Origin of the sequence: Variovorax sp. W1I1 (assembly GCF_030815625.1) — a bacterium.
In the GTDB taxonomy this organism is placed as follows: Bacteria; Pseudomonadota; Gammaproteobacteria; order Burkholderiales; family Burkholderiaceae_C; genus Variovorax; species Variovorax paradoxus_C.
In genome coordinates this window covers 1,902,708-1,921,098 of the sequence record NZ_JAUSWZ010000001.1, presented here as the reverse complement: position 1 = coordinate 1,921,098, position 18,391 = coordinate 1,902,708, and the positions used below count along the sequence as shown (strand labels likewise).

Annotated in this window: 13 protein-coding genes; 5 read left to right on the top strand and 8 right to left on the bottom strand. The window is 65.1% G+C overall.

Annotated elements, in window-relative coordinates; all coding sequences use genetic code 11:
* Positions 1–109 precede the first annotated feature (109 nt).
* From QFZ83_RS09110 to QFZ83_RS09100, 3 genes are all read right to left on the bottom strand, one after another.
* Positions 110–2,047, bottom strand: a complete 1,938-nt coding sequence (locus QFZ83_RS09110) for a propionate--CoA ligase (protein ID WP_307505247.1) — start codon at positions 2,045–2,047, stop codon at positions 110–112.
* Between the two features lie 112 nt (positions 2,048–2,159).
* A complete protein-coding gene (locus tag QFZ83_RS09105) occupies positions 2,160–2,762 on the bottom strand; it encodes an isochorismatase family protein (protein WP_307505244.1) in 603 nt (200 codons plus the stop codon).
* A gap of 12 nt (positions 2,763–2,774) precedes the next feature.
* The gene (locus QFZ83_RS09100; protein ID WP_307505242.1) at positions 2,775–3,425 is read right to left on the bottom strand and encodes a TetR/AcrR family transcriptional regulator; all 651 of its coding nucleotides are present in this window, start codon (positions 3,423–3,425) and stop codon (positions 2,775–2,777) included.
* 169 nt (positions 3,426–3,594) lie between these two features.
* Between QFZ83_RS09100 and QFZ83_RS09095 the strand changes: the two genes are divergently transcribed.
* Entirely contained in the window at positions 3,595–5,214 is a 1,620-nt protein-coding gene (locus QFZ83_RS09095; protein WP_307505239.1) for a 4-hydroxyphenylacetate 3-hydroxylase family protein, read from the top strand.
* Between the two features lie 10 nt (positions 5,215–5,224).
* The gene (locus QFZ83_RS09090; RefSeq protein ID WP_307505237.1) at positions 5,225–5,998 is read left to right on the top strand and encodes an alpha/beta hydrolase; all 774 of its coding nucleotides are present in this window, start codon (positions 5,225–5,227) and stop codon (positions 5,996–5,998) included.
* Between the two features lie 9 nt (positions 5,999–6,007).
* Here QFZ83_RS09090 and QFZ83_RS09085 read toward each other — a convergent pair whose 3' ends face one another.
* On the bottom strand, positions 6,008–7,138 hold the full coding sequence (locus QFZ83_RS09085) for a PQQ-dependent sugar dehydrogenase (protein ID WP_307505234.1): 1,131 nt from the start codon (positions 7,136–7,138) through the stop codon (positions 6,008–6,010).
* A gap of 241 nt (positions 7,139–7,379) precedes the next feature.
* Here QFZ83_RS09085 and QFZ83_RS09080 point away from each other — a divergent pair, with 241 nt between their 5' ends.
* Positions 7,380–7,967 (top strand): C40 family peptidase, encoded by a 588-nt coding sequence (locus QFZ83_RS09080; protein ID WP_013542136.1) that lies wholly within the window; start codon positions 7,380–7,382, stop codon positions 7,965–7,967.
* A 95-nt stretch (positions 7,968–8,062) separates the two neighbouring features.
* On the opposite strand, the gene lpdA is transcribed toward QFZ83_RS09080, so the two are convergent.
* From lpdA to aceE, 4 genes are read right to left on the bottom strand one after another with little or no spacing between them, the layout of a single operon-like run.
* A complete protein-coding gene (gene lpdA / locus QFZ83_RS09075; protein ID WP_307505231.1) occupies positions 8,063–9,892 on the bottom strand; it encodes a dihydrolipoyl dehydrogenase in 1,830 nt (609 codons plus the stop codon).
* A complete protein-coding gene (locus tag QFZ83_RS09070) occupies positions 9,889–10,482 on the bottom strand; it encodes an MFS transporter (protein WP_013542138.1) in 594 nt (197 codons plus the stop codon). Before QFZ83_RS09070 ends, lpdA begins: the two co-directional genes overlap by 4 nt.
* On the bottom strand, positions 10,479–12,158 hold the full coding sequence (gene aceF / locus QFZ83_RS09065; protein WP_307505228.1) for a dihydrolipoyllysine-residue acetyltransferase: 1,680 nt from the start codon (positions 12,156–12,158) through the stop codon (positions 10,479–10,481). The genes QFZ83_RS09070 and aceF overlap by 4 nt, the downstream gene beginning before the upstream one ends.
* A gap of 49 nt (positions 12,159–12,207) precedes the next feature.
* A complete protein-coding gene (gene aceE / locus QFZ83_RS09060) occupies positions 12,208–14,937 on the bottom strand; it encodes a pyruvate dehydrogenase (acetyl-transferring), homodimeric type (protein WP_307505225.1) in 2,730 nt (909 codons plus the stop codon).
* A 217-nt stretch (positions 14,938–15,154) separates the two neighbouring features.
* Here aceE and QFZ83_RS09055 point away from each other — a divergent pair, with 217 nt between their 5' ends.
* Both QFZ83_RS09055 and QFZ83_RS09050 read left to right on the top strand, forming a co-directional pair.
* Complete coding sequence (locus tag QFZ83_RS09055; RefSeq protein ID WP_013542141.1) at positions 15,155–17,695, top strand: PAS domain S-box protein; 2,541 nt, start codon at positions 15,155–15,157, stop codon at positions 17,693–17,695.
* Complete coding sequence (locus tag QFZ83_RS09050) at positions 17,692–18,324, top strand: response regulator transcription factor (protein ID WP_012747279.1); 633 nt, start codon at positions 17,692–17,694, stop codon at positions 18,322–18,324. Before QFZ83_RS09055 ends, QFZ83_RS09050 begins: the two co-directional genes overlap by 4 nt.
* Positions 18,325–18,391 lie beyond the last annotated feature (67 nt).

The following is an 18,391-nucleotide window of genomic DNA, read 5'->3' as shown; positions in this document are numbered from 1 at the left end:
CGGTTGGCGGATGCGACTGTGGCTGGGGAAGGGCCTGAGTACCTTGGCATTGTGCCACGTCAACCATATGACGTCGCGATGGGGGTGTGCAACCCCCATCGAGGAGATATCAGCCCCGATCGAGTAACTGTTTGATCTGCTGCAGCGTCGCGGGGTCGTCGATGGTGGTCAGGTCGCCCGGGTCGCGCTGCTCGCACACCGCCTGGATGGCGCGGCGCAGCAATTTGCCGCTGCGGGTCTTGGGAAGGCCCGAGACGAAGCGCACGCGGGCGGGTCTTGCAAGGGCACCGAGCTGATCGGCCACCACTTTCATGATCTCGCCTTCGAGCTTCAGCGCCGTATCGGCATCGGTCACCGCGCGCCCGTCCTTCGGCACGACGAAAGCCATCGCCACTTGCCCCTTGAGCGCGTCGGCCACGCCGACCACCGCGACCTCGGCCACGTTGGCGTGGCCCGAGATGCTCTCCTCGATCTCGCGCGTGCCGAGCCGGTGGCCCGCCACGTTGATCACGTCGTCGGTGCGGCCCAGGATGTAGAAATAGCCGTCCGCATCCCGGATGCCCCAGTCGAAAGTCGAATAGACCATCTTGCCCGGCACGCTCTTCCAGTAGGTGTCGACGAAGCGCTTGTCGTCCTTCCACACGGTCTGCATGAAGCCGGGCGGCGTCGGGCACTCGACCACGACCACGCCCTTCTCGTTCGGCGCAGTCAATTCCTCGCCGGTCGATTCATGAAGAATCTTGATGCGGTAGCCGTACATCGGAACGCCTGGGCTGCCGAACTTGCTCGACTTGGCTTCCACGCCATTGGCGATGGTGATCATCGGCCAGCCCGATTCGGTCTGCCAGTAGTTGTCGATGATCGGCACGCCCAGGCCCTCGCTGATCCAGCGCGCGGTCGGCTCGTCGAGCGGCTCGCCCGCGAGGAACAGCGCGCGCAGGGTCGAGAGGTCGTATTTCTTCAGCAGCGCCGGGTCTTGCTTCTTGAGCACGCGCACCGCGGTGGGCGCGCTGAACATCACCGTCACCTTGTACTTCTCGACCAGGCGCCACCAGATGCCGCCGTCGGGCTGCTGGTCGATGCCCTGGGTCGGCAGGCCCTCATACATGATCGTCGCCATGCCGGCGATCAGCGGGCCGTAGACGATGTAGCTGTGGCCCACGACCCAGCCGATGTCGCTGGTGGAGAAGTACGTTTCGCCGGGCCGGCCGTCGAAGATGTGCTTCATGCTCGCGGCCAGCGCCACCGCATAGCCGCCCACGTCGCGCTGAACGCCCTTGGGCCTTCCTGTGGTGCCGCTCGTATAGATGGTGTAGCTGATGTCGGTCGAGGCGAGCCATGTGCAGGGCACTTGCGCATCGAGGTGCTTCTGCCGCAGTTCGCTGGCCAGGTGGTCGCGGCCGGCGGTCAGGTCCATGGGTGCGAGGCCGCGGTCGGTGAGCAGCACCGCAGCCGGCTTGTATTTCGACAGGCGGATCGCCTCGTCGAGCAGCGGCTTGTACGCAATGACCTTGCCGCCGCGCGAGCCCGCGTCCGCACTCACGACGACCTTGGGCTCGGCATCCTCGATGCGGGTGGCCAGCGACCCGCTCGCGAAGCCGCCGAACACCACGCAGTGGATCGCGCCGATGCGCGCGCAGGCCAGCATTGCGAAGGCGGCCTCGGGAATCATCGGCATGTAGATCAGCAGCCGATCGCCCTTCTCCACGCCGAGCTCGACCAGGCTGGCTGCGGTGCGCTGCACCTCGGCGTGCAGCTCGCTGAAGCTGTAGCTCTTCTCGACGCCGGTTTCGGTGGAAACGAAGATCAGCGCCGGCTGGTCGCCGCGCGCGGCCAGATGCCGGTCGACCGCGTTGTGGCACAGGTTTGTCGTGCCGCCCACGAACCAGCGCGCGAACGGCGGCTGAGTGGCGTCGAGGATCTGCTCTGCGGGGGTCTGCCAGTCAATCAGCTTGGCCTGCTCGGCCCAGAAGGCCTCGGGCGCGTCGACGGACTGGCGATAGAAATCTTCGTAGCGGCTCATCTGGACTTGTCTCCTGTTATTCATTCCATTCCGGCTGCCTCGCCAAAACTGAATTCATAATTATGGAGACCGGTCTTGCAGCAAGCTGACGACCGGAACAATCCGGCCGCGCCCTGCCTTGCAGGCCGCGATGCGGCTATCGAACCAGCGCGAGCACTTCAGGAAATGCGGGATGTTCCGCCGTGCGCAGCCACTCGAAGGCGACCATCTCGGTCGTCACGAGCTCGGCCCCGGCCCCGGCCAGCCGGTCGAAGGCGGCGTCGCGATTGCGCTCGGTGCGCGAGCCGCAGGCGTCGGTGACGACCCAGACCTCGAATTCGTCTTCCAGCAGGTCGAGCGCGGTCTGCAGCAGGCAGACGTGGGCTTCGCAGCCGGCGATCACGATGGTGTTACGTTCTTCGGCCGCGGCGGTCGGCTTCTGCAGATGCTTTGGAAGGCTGCGGGCATTGCCCTGCGGCGCCTTGGCCGGCACGCGCAGCCATTCGCCCAAGCCCTCTTCCACGCCGCTGAAATGCATCTTCGGCAAGGTGCGCTGGCACAGCGCGCGGATATCGGGCACGTTCTCGCCCAGCTTGGAAGGGTTGTGCTCGGTGCCGAACACCGGCACCTCGAACAGCCGCGCCAGCTTGCCCAACCGCACCGCGTTCTGCGCGACCGCTTCGCTCTCGAAGATCGCCGGCATCAGCCGCGCCTGGTAGTCGACCAGAACGAGTTGGGAGAGCGAGGCGTCGAGCAGCATGAACGGGATCTTTCAGGTATCGGTTGAATTGGCCTGAACCGTACCACCGAAAAGATCGGGTTGGCCCGCCTCGACCGGTTCGCCGGCATCTTCATTCATCGCCGGGGCGGCGGAACGCTGCGTCAGTTGCGCCAGATAGGTCTTGAACAAGGCATCGGCCGACTGCCGGAACATCCGGATGCGGCCGGTGTGCTGCATCAGCAGCAGGCCGACGCCGTGCGCGAAAAGGGCCGTGTTTTCCTGCAGCGCGAGGGCGTCGCCCAGGCCCATGGCCAGCAGCGCGTCTTCGCAGGGGCGCAGCGCGTCGTAGAGGCGGTCGTTCAGTTCGTGGTCCAGCTCGCTGGTCAGCCCACGGGGGCGCATGCCGTGCACCAGATAGAAGCCGAGGTCGAGGTCGCGCGGGTTCGCCGCGTAGAAGTCGAACCAGGCCTGGGCTTTGGCCGCCAGGGTCTTGTCGGGCCGGCTTTTAGACACCTTCGCCTCGGCCACGGCGGCCTGCAGGCGCATCAGCGATTCGTCGAGCAGCGCGGCGTAGATCGCCTCCTTGCTCTCGAAGTACGAATAGATCGCGCCCGGCGTGTAGCCGGCCTTCTTCGCGATCTCCCGGATGCTCGCGCCCTCGATCCCCGCCTCCGAAAACACCGTGCGGGCGGCGTCGAGCACCAGGGCACGGCGGGCGTCGGTGAGGGTCTGGCGGCGTTGGAGCTTAGCGTGCATGGGCGGCACTATAAGTCTCGGATTACGTTCTTGTTCATATTTTTTAACATTGATATAAAAAATGAACAATGTTCAAATATTTGCGACGACGATCAAAAAAGCACGGAGACAAACGATGAACGCCCCGCTTCCCGCCAGCCTCATGTCTGGCGCCGACTACCGCGAATCGCTGCGCCGCTACAGCCCCAATGTGTTTGTCGACGGCCGCCGTGTCGACAGCGTGGCTGACGAAGCCGCCTTCCAACCCGGCATCAATGCCATCGCCCTCACCTACGACTACGCGCTGAAGGCCCAGTACGAGCCCCTGATGACCGCCGTCCAGCACACCAGCGGCAAGCGGGTGAACCGGCTCTCACACATCAACACCAGCTCGGGCGATCTGCTCAACAAGCTGGAGGCCGTGCGGCTGGTCTGCCAGGAAACCGGCTGCGCCCAGCGCTACCTGACGCACGACGCGCTCAACGCCATCGCCCAGGTGTCGGCGCGCATCGACGACGCGCGCGGCAGCACCGAGCACACCGCGCGCTTCCATGAGTACCTGCACCGCATCCAGGACCAGGACCTGACCCTGGGCGTCGCCATGACCGACGCCAAGGGCGACCGCAGCCGCCGGCCGCATGAGCAGGCGAACGCCGACAGCTACCTGCACGTGGTCGAACGCAATGCGCGCGGCATCGTCATCTCTGGCACCAAGGCCATCGTGACCGGCGCGCCTTATGTGCACGAACTGCTCGTCATGCCCTGCCGCAACATGGGCCGCGAAGACGCCGACTTCGCCGTCTGCTGCGCCGTGCCGCTCGATGCGCCCGGCCTCACCATCGTCGCGCGTCCGGCCGGGCGCCCCGGCGAAAAGCTTGAGCACGGCGACGCCCTCTTCAGCCGCAAGTACGGCCAGAGCACCGGCGTGTGCATGCTCGACAAGGTTTTCGTGCCGTGGGACCGCGTGTTCTACGCCGGCGAATGGGAGCATTCGGGCCACTTGACCTACAGCTACGCGACGCACCATCGCCACAGCTGCATCGGGGCGCGCGCGGGCTTCGGCGACCTCCTGATCGGCGCCGGCGCGCTCATGTGCGAGGCCAACGGCTTCGACCCCGGCAAGGAAAGCCACCTGCGCGAGCAGATGGTCGAACTCATCACCATCACCGAGAGCTTCTTCGCCTGCGGCGTGGCCGCCAGCGTCTACGGCAAGGCCGACGAACACTGCGAAGTCTTCATGCCCGACCCGGTGTTCAGCAACATCGGCAAACTGCTGCTGGCGACAAAGATCTACGACATGCACCGCATCGCGCACTACGTGAGCGGCGGCCTCATCGTCACCCTGCCCGGCCCCGACGAAGACCACAACCCCGAAACCGCTGCGCGCCTGTCGGACGTGCTGCGCGCCAACCCGGCGATTCCCTACGAGCAGCGCATCGAGACGGCCCGCTTCATCGAAGACCTCACCGCCGGCTACCAGGGCGGCTGGTACAGCGTGATCAGCCTGCATGGCGGCGGCTCGCCGGCGGCGATGAAGCAGGAGATCTGGCGCAACTACCCGGTCGGCTCGAAGGTCGAATTGGTCGAACGCATCCTGGAGCGCGGCATCGCGGCGGATGGATCGCCCGCCGCGGCACCGCACGATCCGGCACGCGCCATCACGAAGAACCGCCAGCCCGGCAAATGCTGCGACACCGGGTGCACCACGCCCGGCCAGCCGGTGATGGTCGACCTGCCGGTGTCGCTGCGCACCTAGACTCTGGCGAATGCGAATTCTTCTGGCTGCCCTTTGCGCGACTGTTCTGGCCACCGGCTGCGGCGGCCTGCGCACGGCCAAGGCTCCGCTGGAGACCACGCTCGAAAAAAGCACCTGCACACCGAACGCCGATACGCTCGTCGTGATGCTGCCCGGTGCGTACTCGCACCCCGACGAGTTCGTGCGCGAAGGTTTCGTCAGCGCACTGAACGACAACCGGCTCGCGGTGGATGTGATGCGGGTCGACGCCCATCTCGGCTACTACAACAGCAAGACCATCCTCGAGCGCCTGAGCCAGGACGTGATGGCGCCGGCGCGCAGCCAGGGCTACAAGTCGATCTGGATCGTCGGCATCTCGGTCGGCGGCTTCGGCGGATTGCTCTACGCGCAGACACACCCCGGCGAACTCGCGGGCCTCGTCACCATCGCGCCCTACCTCGGAGAACGCGGCCTCGGCACCGACATCGCGAATGCCGGCGGCATCGCCCGCTGGACCGGGCCGCTGGGCGCCCCGCCCGGCAGCGACCCACGCACGCCGAACGAAACACAGCTCTGGCAATGGCTGCGCGGCTACGTCGGCACCACCGCCACCTTCGGCGCGCGGCCGCCGCTCTATCTTGGGTATGCGCTCGAGGACCGCTTCGCCTTCAGCCACCGGCTGCTGGGGGCCGCGCTGCCTTCGGATCGCGTCTTCACGACGGAGGGCGGCCACGACTGGCCCGAGTGGACGCGGCTCTGGCGCCGCCTGCTGCCGACCCTGCCGTTGCCGGGCTGCCCCGACTGAAGTGCCGCCTCAGTTCGGACGCAGGCGCAGCAGCTTGCCGTCGGCCTCGTCCGTCAGCACGTAGAGCAGGCCATCGGGCCCCTGCTTCACGTCGCGGATGCGGGCTTTCCCATCTGCCAGCAGCTTGTGCTCGGCGACCACCTTGCCGTCCTTCAGCTCGATGCGGTCGAGGTAGCCGAACTTCAGCGAGCCCACGAAGAGGTTGCCCTTCCAGCCGGCGCCGTAACGGTCGCTCGTCAGGAACGCCATGCCCGATGCCGCGATCGATGGCACCCAGTAATGCAGCGGCTGCTCCATGCCCTCCTTGGCCGTGATGCCGTCGCCGATCTTCCCGCCGCCGTAGTTCTCGCCATAGGTGATCACCGGCCAGCCGTAGTTGCGGCCGGCCTGCGGGATGTTGATTTCGTCGCCGCCCTGCGGACCGTGCTCGGCCATCCAGAAGCGGCCGTCGGGCGCGAGCGTAGCGCCCTGCCCGTTGCGGTGGCCATAGCTCCAGATCTCGGGCAGCGCGCCTGCCTTGCCGACGAAGGGGTTGTCCTTCGGCACCGAGCCATCCTTGTTGAAGCGCACCACCTTGCCCAGGTGGTTGTCGAGCTTCTGTGCGTCTTCCTTGCGGCTGAAACGATCGCCCAGCGTGAGGAACAGCGTGCCGTCGCGCGCTTCGACGATGCGGCAGCCGAAATGCGCGCGGCTCGCCACCTTGGGTTTTTGGCTGAAGATGATCTTCAGGTTTTCGAGCCGGGCGCCATCACCCGAGAGTTGCGCGCTCGCCAGCGCCGTGCTGTTGCCCGACCCGCCGGCTTCGGGTTCGGAGAAGCAGAAGTACAGCGTGCGGTTCTTGTCGAAGCCGGAGTCGGCCAGCACATCGAGCAAACCACCTTGGCCGCCGGCCGCGATGACGGGCAAACCAGCAATCGGCGCGTTCAGCTTGCCGTCCGCGCCGATCAAGCGCAGGCGCCCCGGGCGTTCCGTGACCACATAGCGACCACCCGGCAGGAAGGCGACGCCCCATGGGTTCTCCAGGCCTGACGCCAGGATTTCGGACCGTGCTTGCGCCAGAGCGAGGCCGCAAAATCCGAATCCAGCAATGACCGCGGCACGGCGCGCAAGGCGAAAGGCGGCCTGAATTTGCAAGTTCATGTCTTTTCCGAAGAGTTGCCACGATCTTGGCGATAAATAGCGCCCGAATCCAGACTGTTGGCCATTTCACCTTGGTCACGAGGGCCCATTCGAAACGAACCGCTTATGGCCCATAAAGATCGACCGTTACATTTTTTCTTAGGCGAGATCGAAAAACTTCAAGCAAATCAACGATTTGCAGCCATATTCGCTAATCCGGATTAAATTGACATAACCGCGCGTCATCAATATCCTACGCGCCATGCGTTTTTTCGTCCTACCCGCGTCCCTCCTCTTTGCCGTCGCTGTTCATGCAGCCCCTCAACAGGACCGACCCGATGACGAATTGGCCGGCTTGCTCGCAGACAAGGGCCTGATCAGCCAGCTCAAGCAGGTCCGTCAAACAGTCACCGAAAGAACTTCCGACCTGGTGGTGACCGCCATCGGTTTCCTCGGAGTTCCTTACCGCCGCGGCGGCAACACGGCGGAATCCGGTTTCGATTGCAGCGGCTTCGTCCGCGCGATGTACAACCAGACCGTCGGCCACATGCTCCCCCGCCGCGCCGAAGAGCAAGCCGCCGCCACCGAGAAAATCGACCGCAGCCAGCTCAAGCCCGGCGACCTCGTGTTCTTCAACACCATGCGCCGCGCCTTCAGCCATGTCGGCATCTACGTCGGCGAAGGCAAGTTCATTCATTCCCCCCGCTCCGGCGCGCAGGTTCGTGTCGAAGACATGAACGGCAGCTACTGGCAGCGCCGCTTCGACGGCGCCCGCCGCGTGCTTGGTGGCGCAGTACCGACTGAAGAGATCAAGGCCGCAGCCGCCAACGCCCGCACCGGCGACGACTGATCGCCCTCCCCCTGAATCCAGGATTCAGGACCAAGACGAAAAAAATCCCGCCGCGGCGGGATTTTTTGTGGGCGCTCGATGGCGCCTCTGGCTGATCAGGCCGCCTTCTTCGCCGGCGGCAGGTCGGTGCAGGTGCCGTGCGCCACTTCCGCCGCCATGCCGATGCTTTCGCCCAGCGTCGGATGCGGGTGGATCGTCTTGCCAATGTCGATCTCGTCCGCGCCCATCTCGATGGCCAGCGCGATCTCGCCGATCATGTCGCCCGCATGCGTGCCCACGATGCCCCCACCCAGGATGCGATGCGTCTCGGCATCGAACAGCAGCTTGGTGAAGCCCTCGTCCCGGCCGTTGGCGATGGCGCGGCCCGAAGCGGTCCACGGGAAGTGGCCCTTCTTGACCTTGATGCCTTCGGCCTTGGCTTGGTCTTCCGTGAGGCCGACCCACGCCACCTCGGGGTCGGTGTAGGCCACGCTGGGGATCACGCGGGCGTTGAAGGCGGCGCTGGAGAGTTCCTTGTCGCCCTTCTGCTCGCCGGCGATCACCTCGGCCGCCACATGCGCCTCGTGCACCGCCTTGTGCGCCAGCATGGGCTGGCCCACGATGTCCCCGATGGCGAAGATGTGCGGCACGTTGGTGCGCATCTGGATGTCGACCGGAATGAATCCGCGATCGCTCACCGTGACGCCGGCCTTCTCGGCGCCGATCTTCTTGCCGTTGGGGCTGCGGCCCACGGCCTGCAGCACGAGGTCGTACACCTGCGGCTCCTTGGGCGCGTTCTCGCCCTCGAAGGTGACCTTGATGCCTTCCTTCGTGGCTTCGGCGCCGACCGTCTTGGTCTTCAACATGATGTTGTCGAAGCGCGGCGCGTTCATCTTCTGCCAGACCTTCACCAGGTCGCGGTCGGCGCCCTGCATGAGACCGTCGAGCATTTCGACCACATCGAGGCGCGCGCCCAGCGTCGAATACACCGTGCCCATTTCGAGGCCGATGATGCCGCCGCCCAGCACGAGCATGCGCTTGGGATCGGTGCCCATTTCGAGCGCACCGGTGGAATCCACGATCCGCGGATCGCCCTTGGGCATGAACGGCAGGCTGACCGACTGCGAGCCGGCCGCGATGATCGCGTTGCGGAACTTGACGGTCTGCTTCTTGCCGGTGGTGTCCCAGCTCGTGCCCGAGGTCTCTTCGACTTCCAGGTGGTACGGATCGATGAAGTTGCCCACGCCGCGCAGCACCGTTACCTTGCGCATCTTGGCCATGGCCGTGAGGCCGCCGGTGAGCTTGCCCACCACCTTGTTCTTGTGGCCGAGCAGCTTGGCGCGGTCGACCGTGGGCGCGGCGAAGCTCACGCCCAGGTCGGCGAAGTGCTTGACCTCGTCCATGACGGAAGCCACGTGCAGCAGCGCCTTCGAGGGGATGCAGCCGACGTTCAGGCACACGCCGCCGAGGGTGGCATAGCGCTCGATCAGCACGACCTTCAGGCCCAGGTCGGCCGCGCGGAAAGCTGCCGAATAGCCGCCGGGGCCGGCGCCGAGCACGATCACGTCGCACTCGACATCGACCTTGCCGCCGTAGGTGGAAGCGACAGGCGCAGCGGCCGGAGCCGGAGCAGGTGTCGCAGCCTTGGGCGCAGGAGCCGCGGCAGCAGGCGCTGGCGCGGCGGCAGCCGGTGCAGCCGCTGCGGCACCCTCCACCTCCAGCGTCAACACGACCGAGCCTTCCTTGACCTTGTCGCCCACCTTCACGGCAATGGCTTTCACCACGCCGGCCGCCGACGACGGAATCTCCATCGAGGCCTTGTCCGATTCGACCGTGATCAGCGACTGTTCGGCCTTGACCGTGTCTCCGACATTGACCAGCACCTCGATCACCGCGACTTCGTCGAAGTCGCCGATGTCGGGCACCTTGATTTGTTGTTCGCTCATTTGGACACTTTCAGTTTGAGTGTGAGAACGTCGACCGGTGGGGCCGAATTGCGATCGAATTCGCAGGCGGCGGCGATCCCCGCCTCCGCCACGTCGCGCGCGCTGCGCGACTTGATGTCATAGGCCGCGTGCATGGCGCCGAGCGCAAAGCTGCGTCCCGAGCCGATGGCCCAGAACTCCTTGAACTCGAACACCTCGCGGTAGCTGTAGATGCCGTAGATGCCGCTCTGGTTGGCCATCAGCATCGTGAACTGGCTCGACTCGTAGGGCTCGTGGTCGTCTTCCTTGGTCTGCATGAAGAACGAGTCCTTGAGCACCGGATGCAGCATCGTGAAGGTGCGAAAGATCTCGTGCTTGCTGCCGAACAGGAGCTTCTCGCGCTCCTGCGCGGCCAGCGCGTGCTGCAGCACCAGGAAGTGCGCCGCGGCGCCGGCCATGGCGAACAGGCTGGTGCCCGCCGCGTCCTCGACGGTGAAGATCTTCTGGTTCTTCTCGGCGCGGTGCGAGAGCCGCGTGTCGCCGAAGGTCACCAGAGAATCGGCTGCCATCGTGACCTGGCCGCCCTTGCGGACGGCCACTACCGTGGTCATAGCAGGATTCGACGGTAGTCCGCGAGCACTTGCCCCAGGTAGGCGTTGAAGCGCGCAGCCAGGGCCCCGTCGATCACGCGGTGGTCGTAGGACAGCGACAGCGGCAGCGTCAGACGCGGCACGAATTGCTTGCCGTCCCACACCGGCTTCATCTGGCCCTTGGAGAGGCCGAGGATGGCCACTTCGGGGGCGTTGATGATGGGCGTGAAGTGCGTGCCGCCGATGCCGCCGAGCGAGCTGATCGACATGCAGCCGCCCTGCATGTCGGCCGAGCCGAGCTTGCCGTCGCGCGCCTTCTTGGCGAGTTCGCCCATCTCGGCGCTGATCTGCAGGATGCCCTTCTTGTCGGCATCTTTCAGCACCGGAACCACGAGCCCGTTGGGCGTGTCCGCGGCGAAGCCGATGTTGAAGTACTGCTTGTAGACGAGCTGGTCGCCATCGAGGCTCGCGTTGAAGTCGGGGAATTTCTTCAGCGCCGCCACCACCGCCTTGATCACGAAGGCCAGCATCGTGACCTTCACGCCAGACTTCTCGTTCTCCTTGTTGGTGGAGACGCGGAAGGCTTCGAGCTCGGTGATGTCGGCTTCGTCGTTGTTGGTGACGTGCGGAATCATCACCCAGTTGCGGTGCAGGTTCGCGCCGCTGAGCTTCTTGATGCGCGAGAGATCCTTGCGCTCGACCGCACCGAACTTGGTGAAGTCGACCTTGGGCCACGGAATGAGGCCCAACGCCGCGCCATCCGCGCTGCCGCCGCCGGCCGGCGCCTTGGCCGCAGAGGCCTTGGTGCTGGCCTGGCCGCTCATCACGGCCTTGGTGAAGCCCTGGACGTCTTCCTGCGTGATGCGGCCCTTGGGACCGGAGCCCTTGACCTCTTCGAGCGGCACGCCGAGTTCGCGGGCGAACTTGCGCACCGAGGGCGAGGCGTGCGGCAGGTTGGCGCTGGGCGCCGTGGTGGGATCGTGCGGTGCAGCGGCGGCTACCGGGCTTGCGGCCGGGGCCGGAGAAGCAGCGGCCGGCGCGGGGGCGCTGGCGGTTGCTGCGGCCGGTGCTGCTGCGGCAGCTTGCGCAGGCGCGGGTGCGGCAGCACCTGCCGAACCTTCCAGGATCGCGATCAGGTCACCGATGTTGACCGTGTCGCCGACCTTGACCTTGAGCTCCTTCAGCACGCCGGCACCCGACGACGGAATCTCCATCGAGGCCTTGTCCGACTCCACCGTGATCAGCGACTGGTCGGCCGTGATCGTGTCGCCGGGCTTCACCAGCAGTTCGATGACCGCGACGTCCTTGAAGTCGCCGATGTCCGGCACCTTGATCTCGACCGGGCCGGAGGCTGCGGCGGGCGCGGCAGCGGGTGCAGGCGCCGCGGCTGCGGGTGCCGGAGCGGCAGCCGCAGGAGCCGGAGCTGCTGCAGGCGCGGGGGGCGGTGCAGCGGCGGCACCTTCGGCCTCCAGCACGAGCACCACCGAGCCCTCCTTCACCTTGCCGCCGACCTCGACCTTGATTTCCTTGACCACACCGGCGGTCGACGACGGAATCTCCATCGACGCCTTGTCCGATTCCACCGTGATGAGCGACTGCTCGGCCTTGACCGTGTCGCCCACCTTCACCAGCACCTCGATCACCGCGACTTCATCGAAATCGCCGATGTCCGGCACCTTCACTTCCACTGCTGCCATATCGTTGTCTCCCGCCGCGAGGCGCCGTTCGTTCGTTGGTTGTTGATGTTCAAGCGTAGAGCGGGTTGACCTTGTCGACATTGATGCCGTACTTCTTGATCGCTTCCACCACCTTGGCCACCGGCACGGTGCCATCTTCGCTCAGCGCCTTGAGCGCGGCCACCACGATGTAGTGACGATTGATCTCGAAGTGTTCGCGCAGCTTGTTACGGAAGTCGCTGCGGCCGAAACCGTCGGTGCCCAGCACCTTGTAGGTGCGGCCCTTCGGAATGAAGGGGCGGATCTGTTCCGCATAGGCCTTCATGTAGTCGGTCGATGCGACCACCGGGCCGGTCGTGGGCGCGAGTTGCTCGGCCACGAAGGGCACGCGCGGGGTCTGGTCGGGGTGCAGCAGGTTCCAGCGGTCGGCGTCCTGGCCGTCGCGGGTGAGCTCGTTGAAGCTCGGGCAGCTCCACACGGAAGCCGACACGCCCCAGTCCTTCTCGAGCAACTCTTGCGCCGCGAAGCTCTCGCGCAGGATGGTGCCGCTGCCGAGCAGTTGCACGGTCGGCGCTTCCTTGCTGCCCTTGGCCGCCTTGACCACCGGCCCCTGCTTGGACAGGTACATGCCCTTGATGATCTGCTCTTCGGTGCCGGGCTGGAGGCCGGGCATCGCGTAGTTTTCGTTGAGCAGCGTCAGGTAGTAATAGACGTTGTCCTGCTTCTCGACCATGCGCTTCAAGCCATGGTGCAGGATCACGCCGACTTCGTGCGCGAAGGTCGGGTCGTAGCTCACGCAGTTCGGGATGGTGTTGGCCAGGATGTGGCTGTGACCGTCTTCGTGCTGCAGGCCTTCGCCGTTCAGCGTGGTGCGCCCCGAGGTGCCGCCCAGCAGGAAGCCGCGGGCCTGCATGTCGCCGGCCGCCCAGGCCAGGTCGCCGATGCGCTGGAAGCCGAACATCGAGTAGTACACGTAGAACGGCACCATGATGCGGTTGTTCGTGCTGTACGAGGTGGCCGCCGCGATCCAGCTGGACATGCCGCCGGCTTCGTTGATGCCTTCCTGCAGGATCTGGCCGGCCTTGTCTTCCTTGTAGTACATGACCTGGTCCTTATCGACCGGGGTGTACTGCTGGCCTGCGGGGTTGTAGATGCCGATCTGGCGGAACAACCCTTCCATGCCGAAAGTACGGGCCTCGTCCACCAGGATGGGCACCACGCGCGGGCCGAGCGCCTTGTCGCGCAGAAGCTGCGTGAGGAAGCGAACGTAGGCCTGCGTCGTCGAGATCTCGCGGCCTTCGGCCGTGGGCTCCATCACCGACTTGAAGGTCTCGAGCGAGGGCACCGTGAAGCTCTCGTCGGCCTTGGTGCGGCGGTGCGGCAGGTAGCCACCGAGGGCCTTGCGGCGCTCGTGCAGGTACTTCATTTCCGGGGTGTCGTCGGCCGGCTTGTAGAACGGCAGGTCGGCGATCTGGCTGTCCGGGATCGGGATGTTGAAACGGTCGCGGAAGGCCATGATGTCCTCGTCGCTCAGCTTCTTGGTCTGGTGGACGTTGTTCTTGCCCTCGCCGATCTTGCCCATGCCGAAGCCCTTGACCGTCTTGATCAGGAGCACCGTGGGCTGGCCCTTGTGCTTGACGGCCGCATCGAAGGCCGCATAGACCTTCTGCGAGTCGTGGCCGCCGCGGCGCAGCTGCCAGATGTCGTCGTCGCTCATCTTGGCGACCATTTCCAGCGTGCGCGGATCGCGGCCGAAGAAGTGCTTGCGAACGTAGGCGCCGTCGTTGGCCTTGAACGACTGGTAGTCACCGTCGTTCGTCTCCATCATGATCTTGCGGAGCGCGCCTTCCTTGTCGCGTGCGATCAACTGATCCCAGCCGCTGCCCCAGATCAGCTTGATGACGTTCCAGCCTGAGCCACGGAATTCGCCTTCCAGCTCCTGGATGATCTTGCCGTTGCCGCGCACCGGGCCGTCGAGGCGCTGCAGGTTGCAGTTGATGACGAACACGAGGTTGTCGAGGCCTTCGCGCGCTGCCAGGCCGATGGCGCCCATCGATTCGACTTCGTCCATTTCGCCGTCACCGCAGAACACCCAGACCTTGCGGTTCTCGGTGTTGGCGATGCCGCGGGCATGCAGGTACTTGAGAAAGCGGGCCTGGTAGATGGCCATCAGCGGGCCGAGGCCCATCGACACCGTGGGGAACTGCCAGAACTGGGGCATCAACTTGGGATGCGGGTAGCTGGAGAGACCCTTGCCGTCCACTTCCTGGCGGAAGTTGAGCAGTTGCTCTTCGGTCAGGCGGCCTTCGAGGTAAGCGCGGGCATAAATGCCGGGGGAGACGTGGCCCTGGATGTAGAGGCAGTCGCCGCCGTGGTTCTCGCTCTCGGCATGCCAGAAGTGGTTGAAGCCGGCGCCGAACATGTTCGCCAGCGAGGCGAAGGAGCCGATGTGGCCGCCGAGGTCGCCGCCTTCAGGGGGATGGTGGCGGTTCGCCTTGACCACCATCGCCATCGCGTTCCAGCGCATGTAGGCGCGCAGGCGCTCCTCGATCTCGAGGTTGCCGGGGCAACGCTCTTCCTGATCGGGCTCGATGGTGTTGACGTAGGCGGTGTTGGCAGAGAACGGCTTGTCGATGCTGTGCTGCCGGGCATGTTCGAGCAGTTGCTCGAGAAGGAAGTGGGCCCGCTCCGGCCCCTCGCTCTGGATGACGGAGGACAGTGCATCCATCCATTCACGGGTCTCCTGGGCGTCCGCATCGTTTGCGGCCGAGCCGAACAGGTTCTCGGGATTTGCCGACATGCTTGTCTCTCCTTTTAGGGCTGTGGCTGTAATTTAGTGCGCTCTGCAATAAACGCGGGCGAGTTTCGCATAGAAATTCCGTTATTTCAAATGGCGCATGGTGATTTCTTATTGTGATATTTTTTGTGAGTTTCCAAGCCGAACGCGACCGCAACCGGATCAATGGCACTGGCGCTTTTCCGTCAGCGCTCAAGGGGCAATCCCCTAAACTCGCCGGATGCCCCTCTCCTCCCCGCTGGCGGTCGCCCGCAGTGCCGTGAATGCCTCGCCGCTCTCCTGGTGGCGCCGCTGGTGGCGTCGACAAACGCCGGTCCTGCAGGACGCGGTCGCCATGCTCGCGCCGATGGCGGCGGTGCTGCTTTTCCTCGCGGCCATCGTTTCCGCTTTCTGGTATCTGCGAACCGAGGAAGTCGAGCGCGAGCAGGAGTCGGTACGCCGCGACGTCGAATACGCCCAGCAGCGCATGCGCCTTCGGTTGCTGGAGCGCCAGGAACAACTGATGCGCATCGCGCGCGATGCGTCCAACCGCGAGATCGATCCCACCGAGTTCACGAGCCGCGCCGAATCGCTCGTGAGCCAATTCCCCGAACTGCAGACCATCACTTGGATCGACGACCGCCGCCGCTTCAAGGCCGGCTATGCAGCGCCCAGCGTGCATCCCGCGCAGCAGCACCTGATCGGCGATGTGCTGCGGCCCGGCGACATCGAAAGTAACTACGCCCTGGCGCGCGAACTGCGCCAGCCGGTGTATTCGCAACCCGTGGCCGGCGGCGACCCGGCCGCGATGCTGCAGTTGCACATTCCTCTTTTCGACCAGGGCCTGTTCGCGGGCGTGGTGCTCGGCGAGTTCTCGGTCGATGGGCTGCTGCGCTACGGCATGCCTTCTGAAGTGCAGGCGCGCTACGCGGTCTCGCTGCTCGACGCCAAGGGCAACGTCATCGCCGGCAACACGACCAACCTGAAGGACAGCGGCACGCGGCTGCTGCCGTGGTCAGAGCGAACCAACGAATACGAGGTGCCCGTATCACCCGTCGGCAATGCGCTGATCCTGCGAGCGCAGGCCTATCGCACCTCGCAAGGCGTGGTGGGCAACGGCCTCTTCTGGCTGGTCTGCGCGCTCAGCGTGCTCACCAGTTGGATGCTGATCGGCACCTGGCGCCACACGCGCCGACGCCTGCAAGCCCAGCAACGCCTGGTCGCCGAAACCAACTTCCGCCGTGCGATGGAAAACTCCATGCTGACCGGCATGCGCGTGCTCGACTTGCAAGGCCGCATCACCTACGTGAACGCCGCGTTCTGCGCGATGACCGGCTGGAGCGAAGCCGAACTGGTCGGCCAGTCGCCGCCCTTTCCCTACTGGCTGGAATCCGACCGCGAAGTGATGAACGAGCGGCTGGAAGAAGAGCTGCACGGACGCGCTCTCCCCGGCGGCTTCCAGGTGCGGGTGAAGCGCAAGAACGGCAGCGTGTTCAACGCGCGGCTCTATGTCTCTCCGCTGATCGACGCGCGCGGCCACCAGACCGGCTGGATGACGTCGATGACTGACATCACAGAGCCGACACGCATCCGCGAACAGTTGTCCGCCTCTTATGAGCGCTTCACGACGGTGCTCGAAGCGCTCGACGCGGCGGTGTCGGTCGCGCCCATCGGCAGCGAAGAACTGCTGTTCGCCAACAAGCTGTATCGCCTCTGGTTCGGCTCCGATACCGTGGGCCATCTCGGCATGGTGGCGCAGGCCGGCGTACCGGCATCGAATGCGCACGACGAAGGCCTGGACGACGTGGACCCGTACGCCGGTCTTCCCATCGACACGCTCACCGCCGCGCAAGCCGCCAACAACGAAATCTTCGTGCCCCACCTCGGCAAATGGCTCGAAGTGCGCTCGCGCTACCTGACGTGGGTGGACGGCCGTCTTGCGCAACTCGTGATCGCCACCGACATCACGCCGCGCCGCGATGCCGAGGAGCAGGCCGCCGCGCAGGCGGACAAGGCCCAGGCCGCGAGCCGCCTGATCACGATGGGTGAAATGGCATCGAGCGTGGCACACGAACTCAACCAGCCGCTCACGGCCATCACCAACTACTGCAACGGGATGATGTCGCGCATCAAGGGGCAGACGATCGACACCGAGGCGCTGCTTGCAGCGCTGGAGAAGACATCGAAGCAGGCCCAGCGCGCCGGCCAGATCATTCAGCGCATCCGCTCTTTCGTGAAGCGCAGCGAACCGAACCGCACGCCTGCCGACGTGGCCACCATGGTGAGCGAAGCCGTCGAACTCGCAGGCATCGAGCTGCGCCGCCGCAACGTGCGCCTGAACCACTACGTGGCCGCTCGGCTGCCGGTGGTGCGAGTCGACCCGATCCTGATCGAGCAGGTGATGGTCAACCTGCTGAAGAACGCGGCCGAATCGATCGACCTCGCCGACCGCCCGCTCGCCCGCCGCAGCGTCGAGTTGCGCGTGCTGCCCAAGACCATCGAGGGGCAGAACGCCATCGAGTTCTCGGTGCAGGACACGGGCAAGGGCCTGTCGCCAGAGGTGATGGACCGGCTCTACGAAGCCTTCTTCTCCACCAAGCCCGAAGGCATGGGCATCGGGCTGAATCTATGCCGCACCATCGTCGAGTCGCACCGCGGCCGGATGCAGGCGGAGAACATCTACAATGGCCCGGATGTGATCGGATGCCGTTTTTCCTTCTGGATTCCGGTGTTGGACGCTATCAGTTCCGTAGCTAGCGACGAGGCAAAGGTACCTGCATGAGTTTGATTCCGAAGAAGGGCACGGTCTATGTCGTCGACGACGACGAAGCCGTACGCGATTCGCTGCAATGGCTGCTCGAAGGCAAGGACTACAGAGTCCGCTGTTTCGATTCCGCCGAATCCTTTCTCTCCCGATACGACCCGCGCGAAGTCGCCTGTTTGATCGTCGACATCCGCATGGCCGGCATGACCGGCCTCGAATTGCAGGATCGGCTGATCGAGCGGCGCTCCCCGTTGCCGATCGTGGTCATCACCGGGCACGGCGACGTGCCGATGGCGGTCGACAGCATGAAGAAGGGCGCGATGGATTTCATCCAGAAGCCCTTCAACGACGAAGAACTCGTCACGCTGGTCGAGCGCATGCTCGAACATGCGCGCGGCGCTTTCACGCAGCATCAGCAGTCGGCCAGCCGCGATGCGCTTCTGTCCAAGCTCACCGGCCGCGAGGCGCAGGTGCTCGAGCGCATCGTCGCCGGCCGCCTGAACAAGCAGATCGCCGACGACCTGGGCATCAGCATCAAGACGGTGGAGGCGCACCGCGCCAACATCATGGAAAAGCTCAACGCCAACACCGTGGCCGATCTGCTGAAGATCGCCCTCGGCCAAGCGGCCCCTGCTGCCAAGGCCTAGACGCTATTTCCCCGATAGCAATGCATATCCCTCACGCCTGCGCAAGCGGGCGTTTTTACTTGGAAAA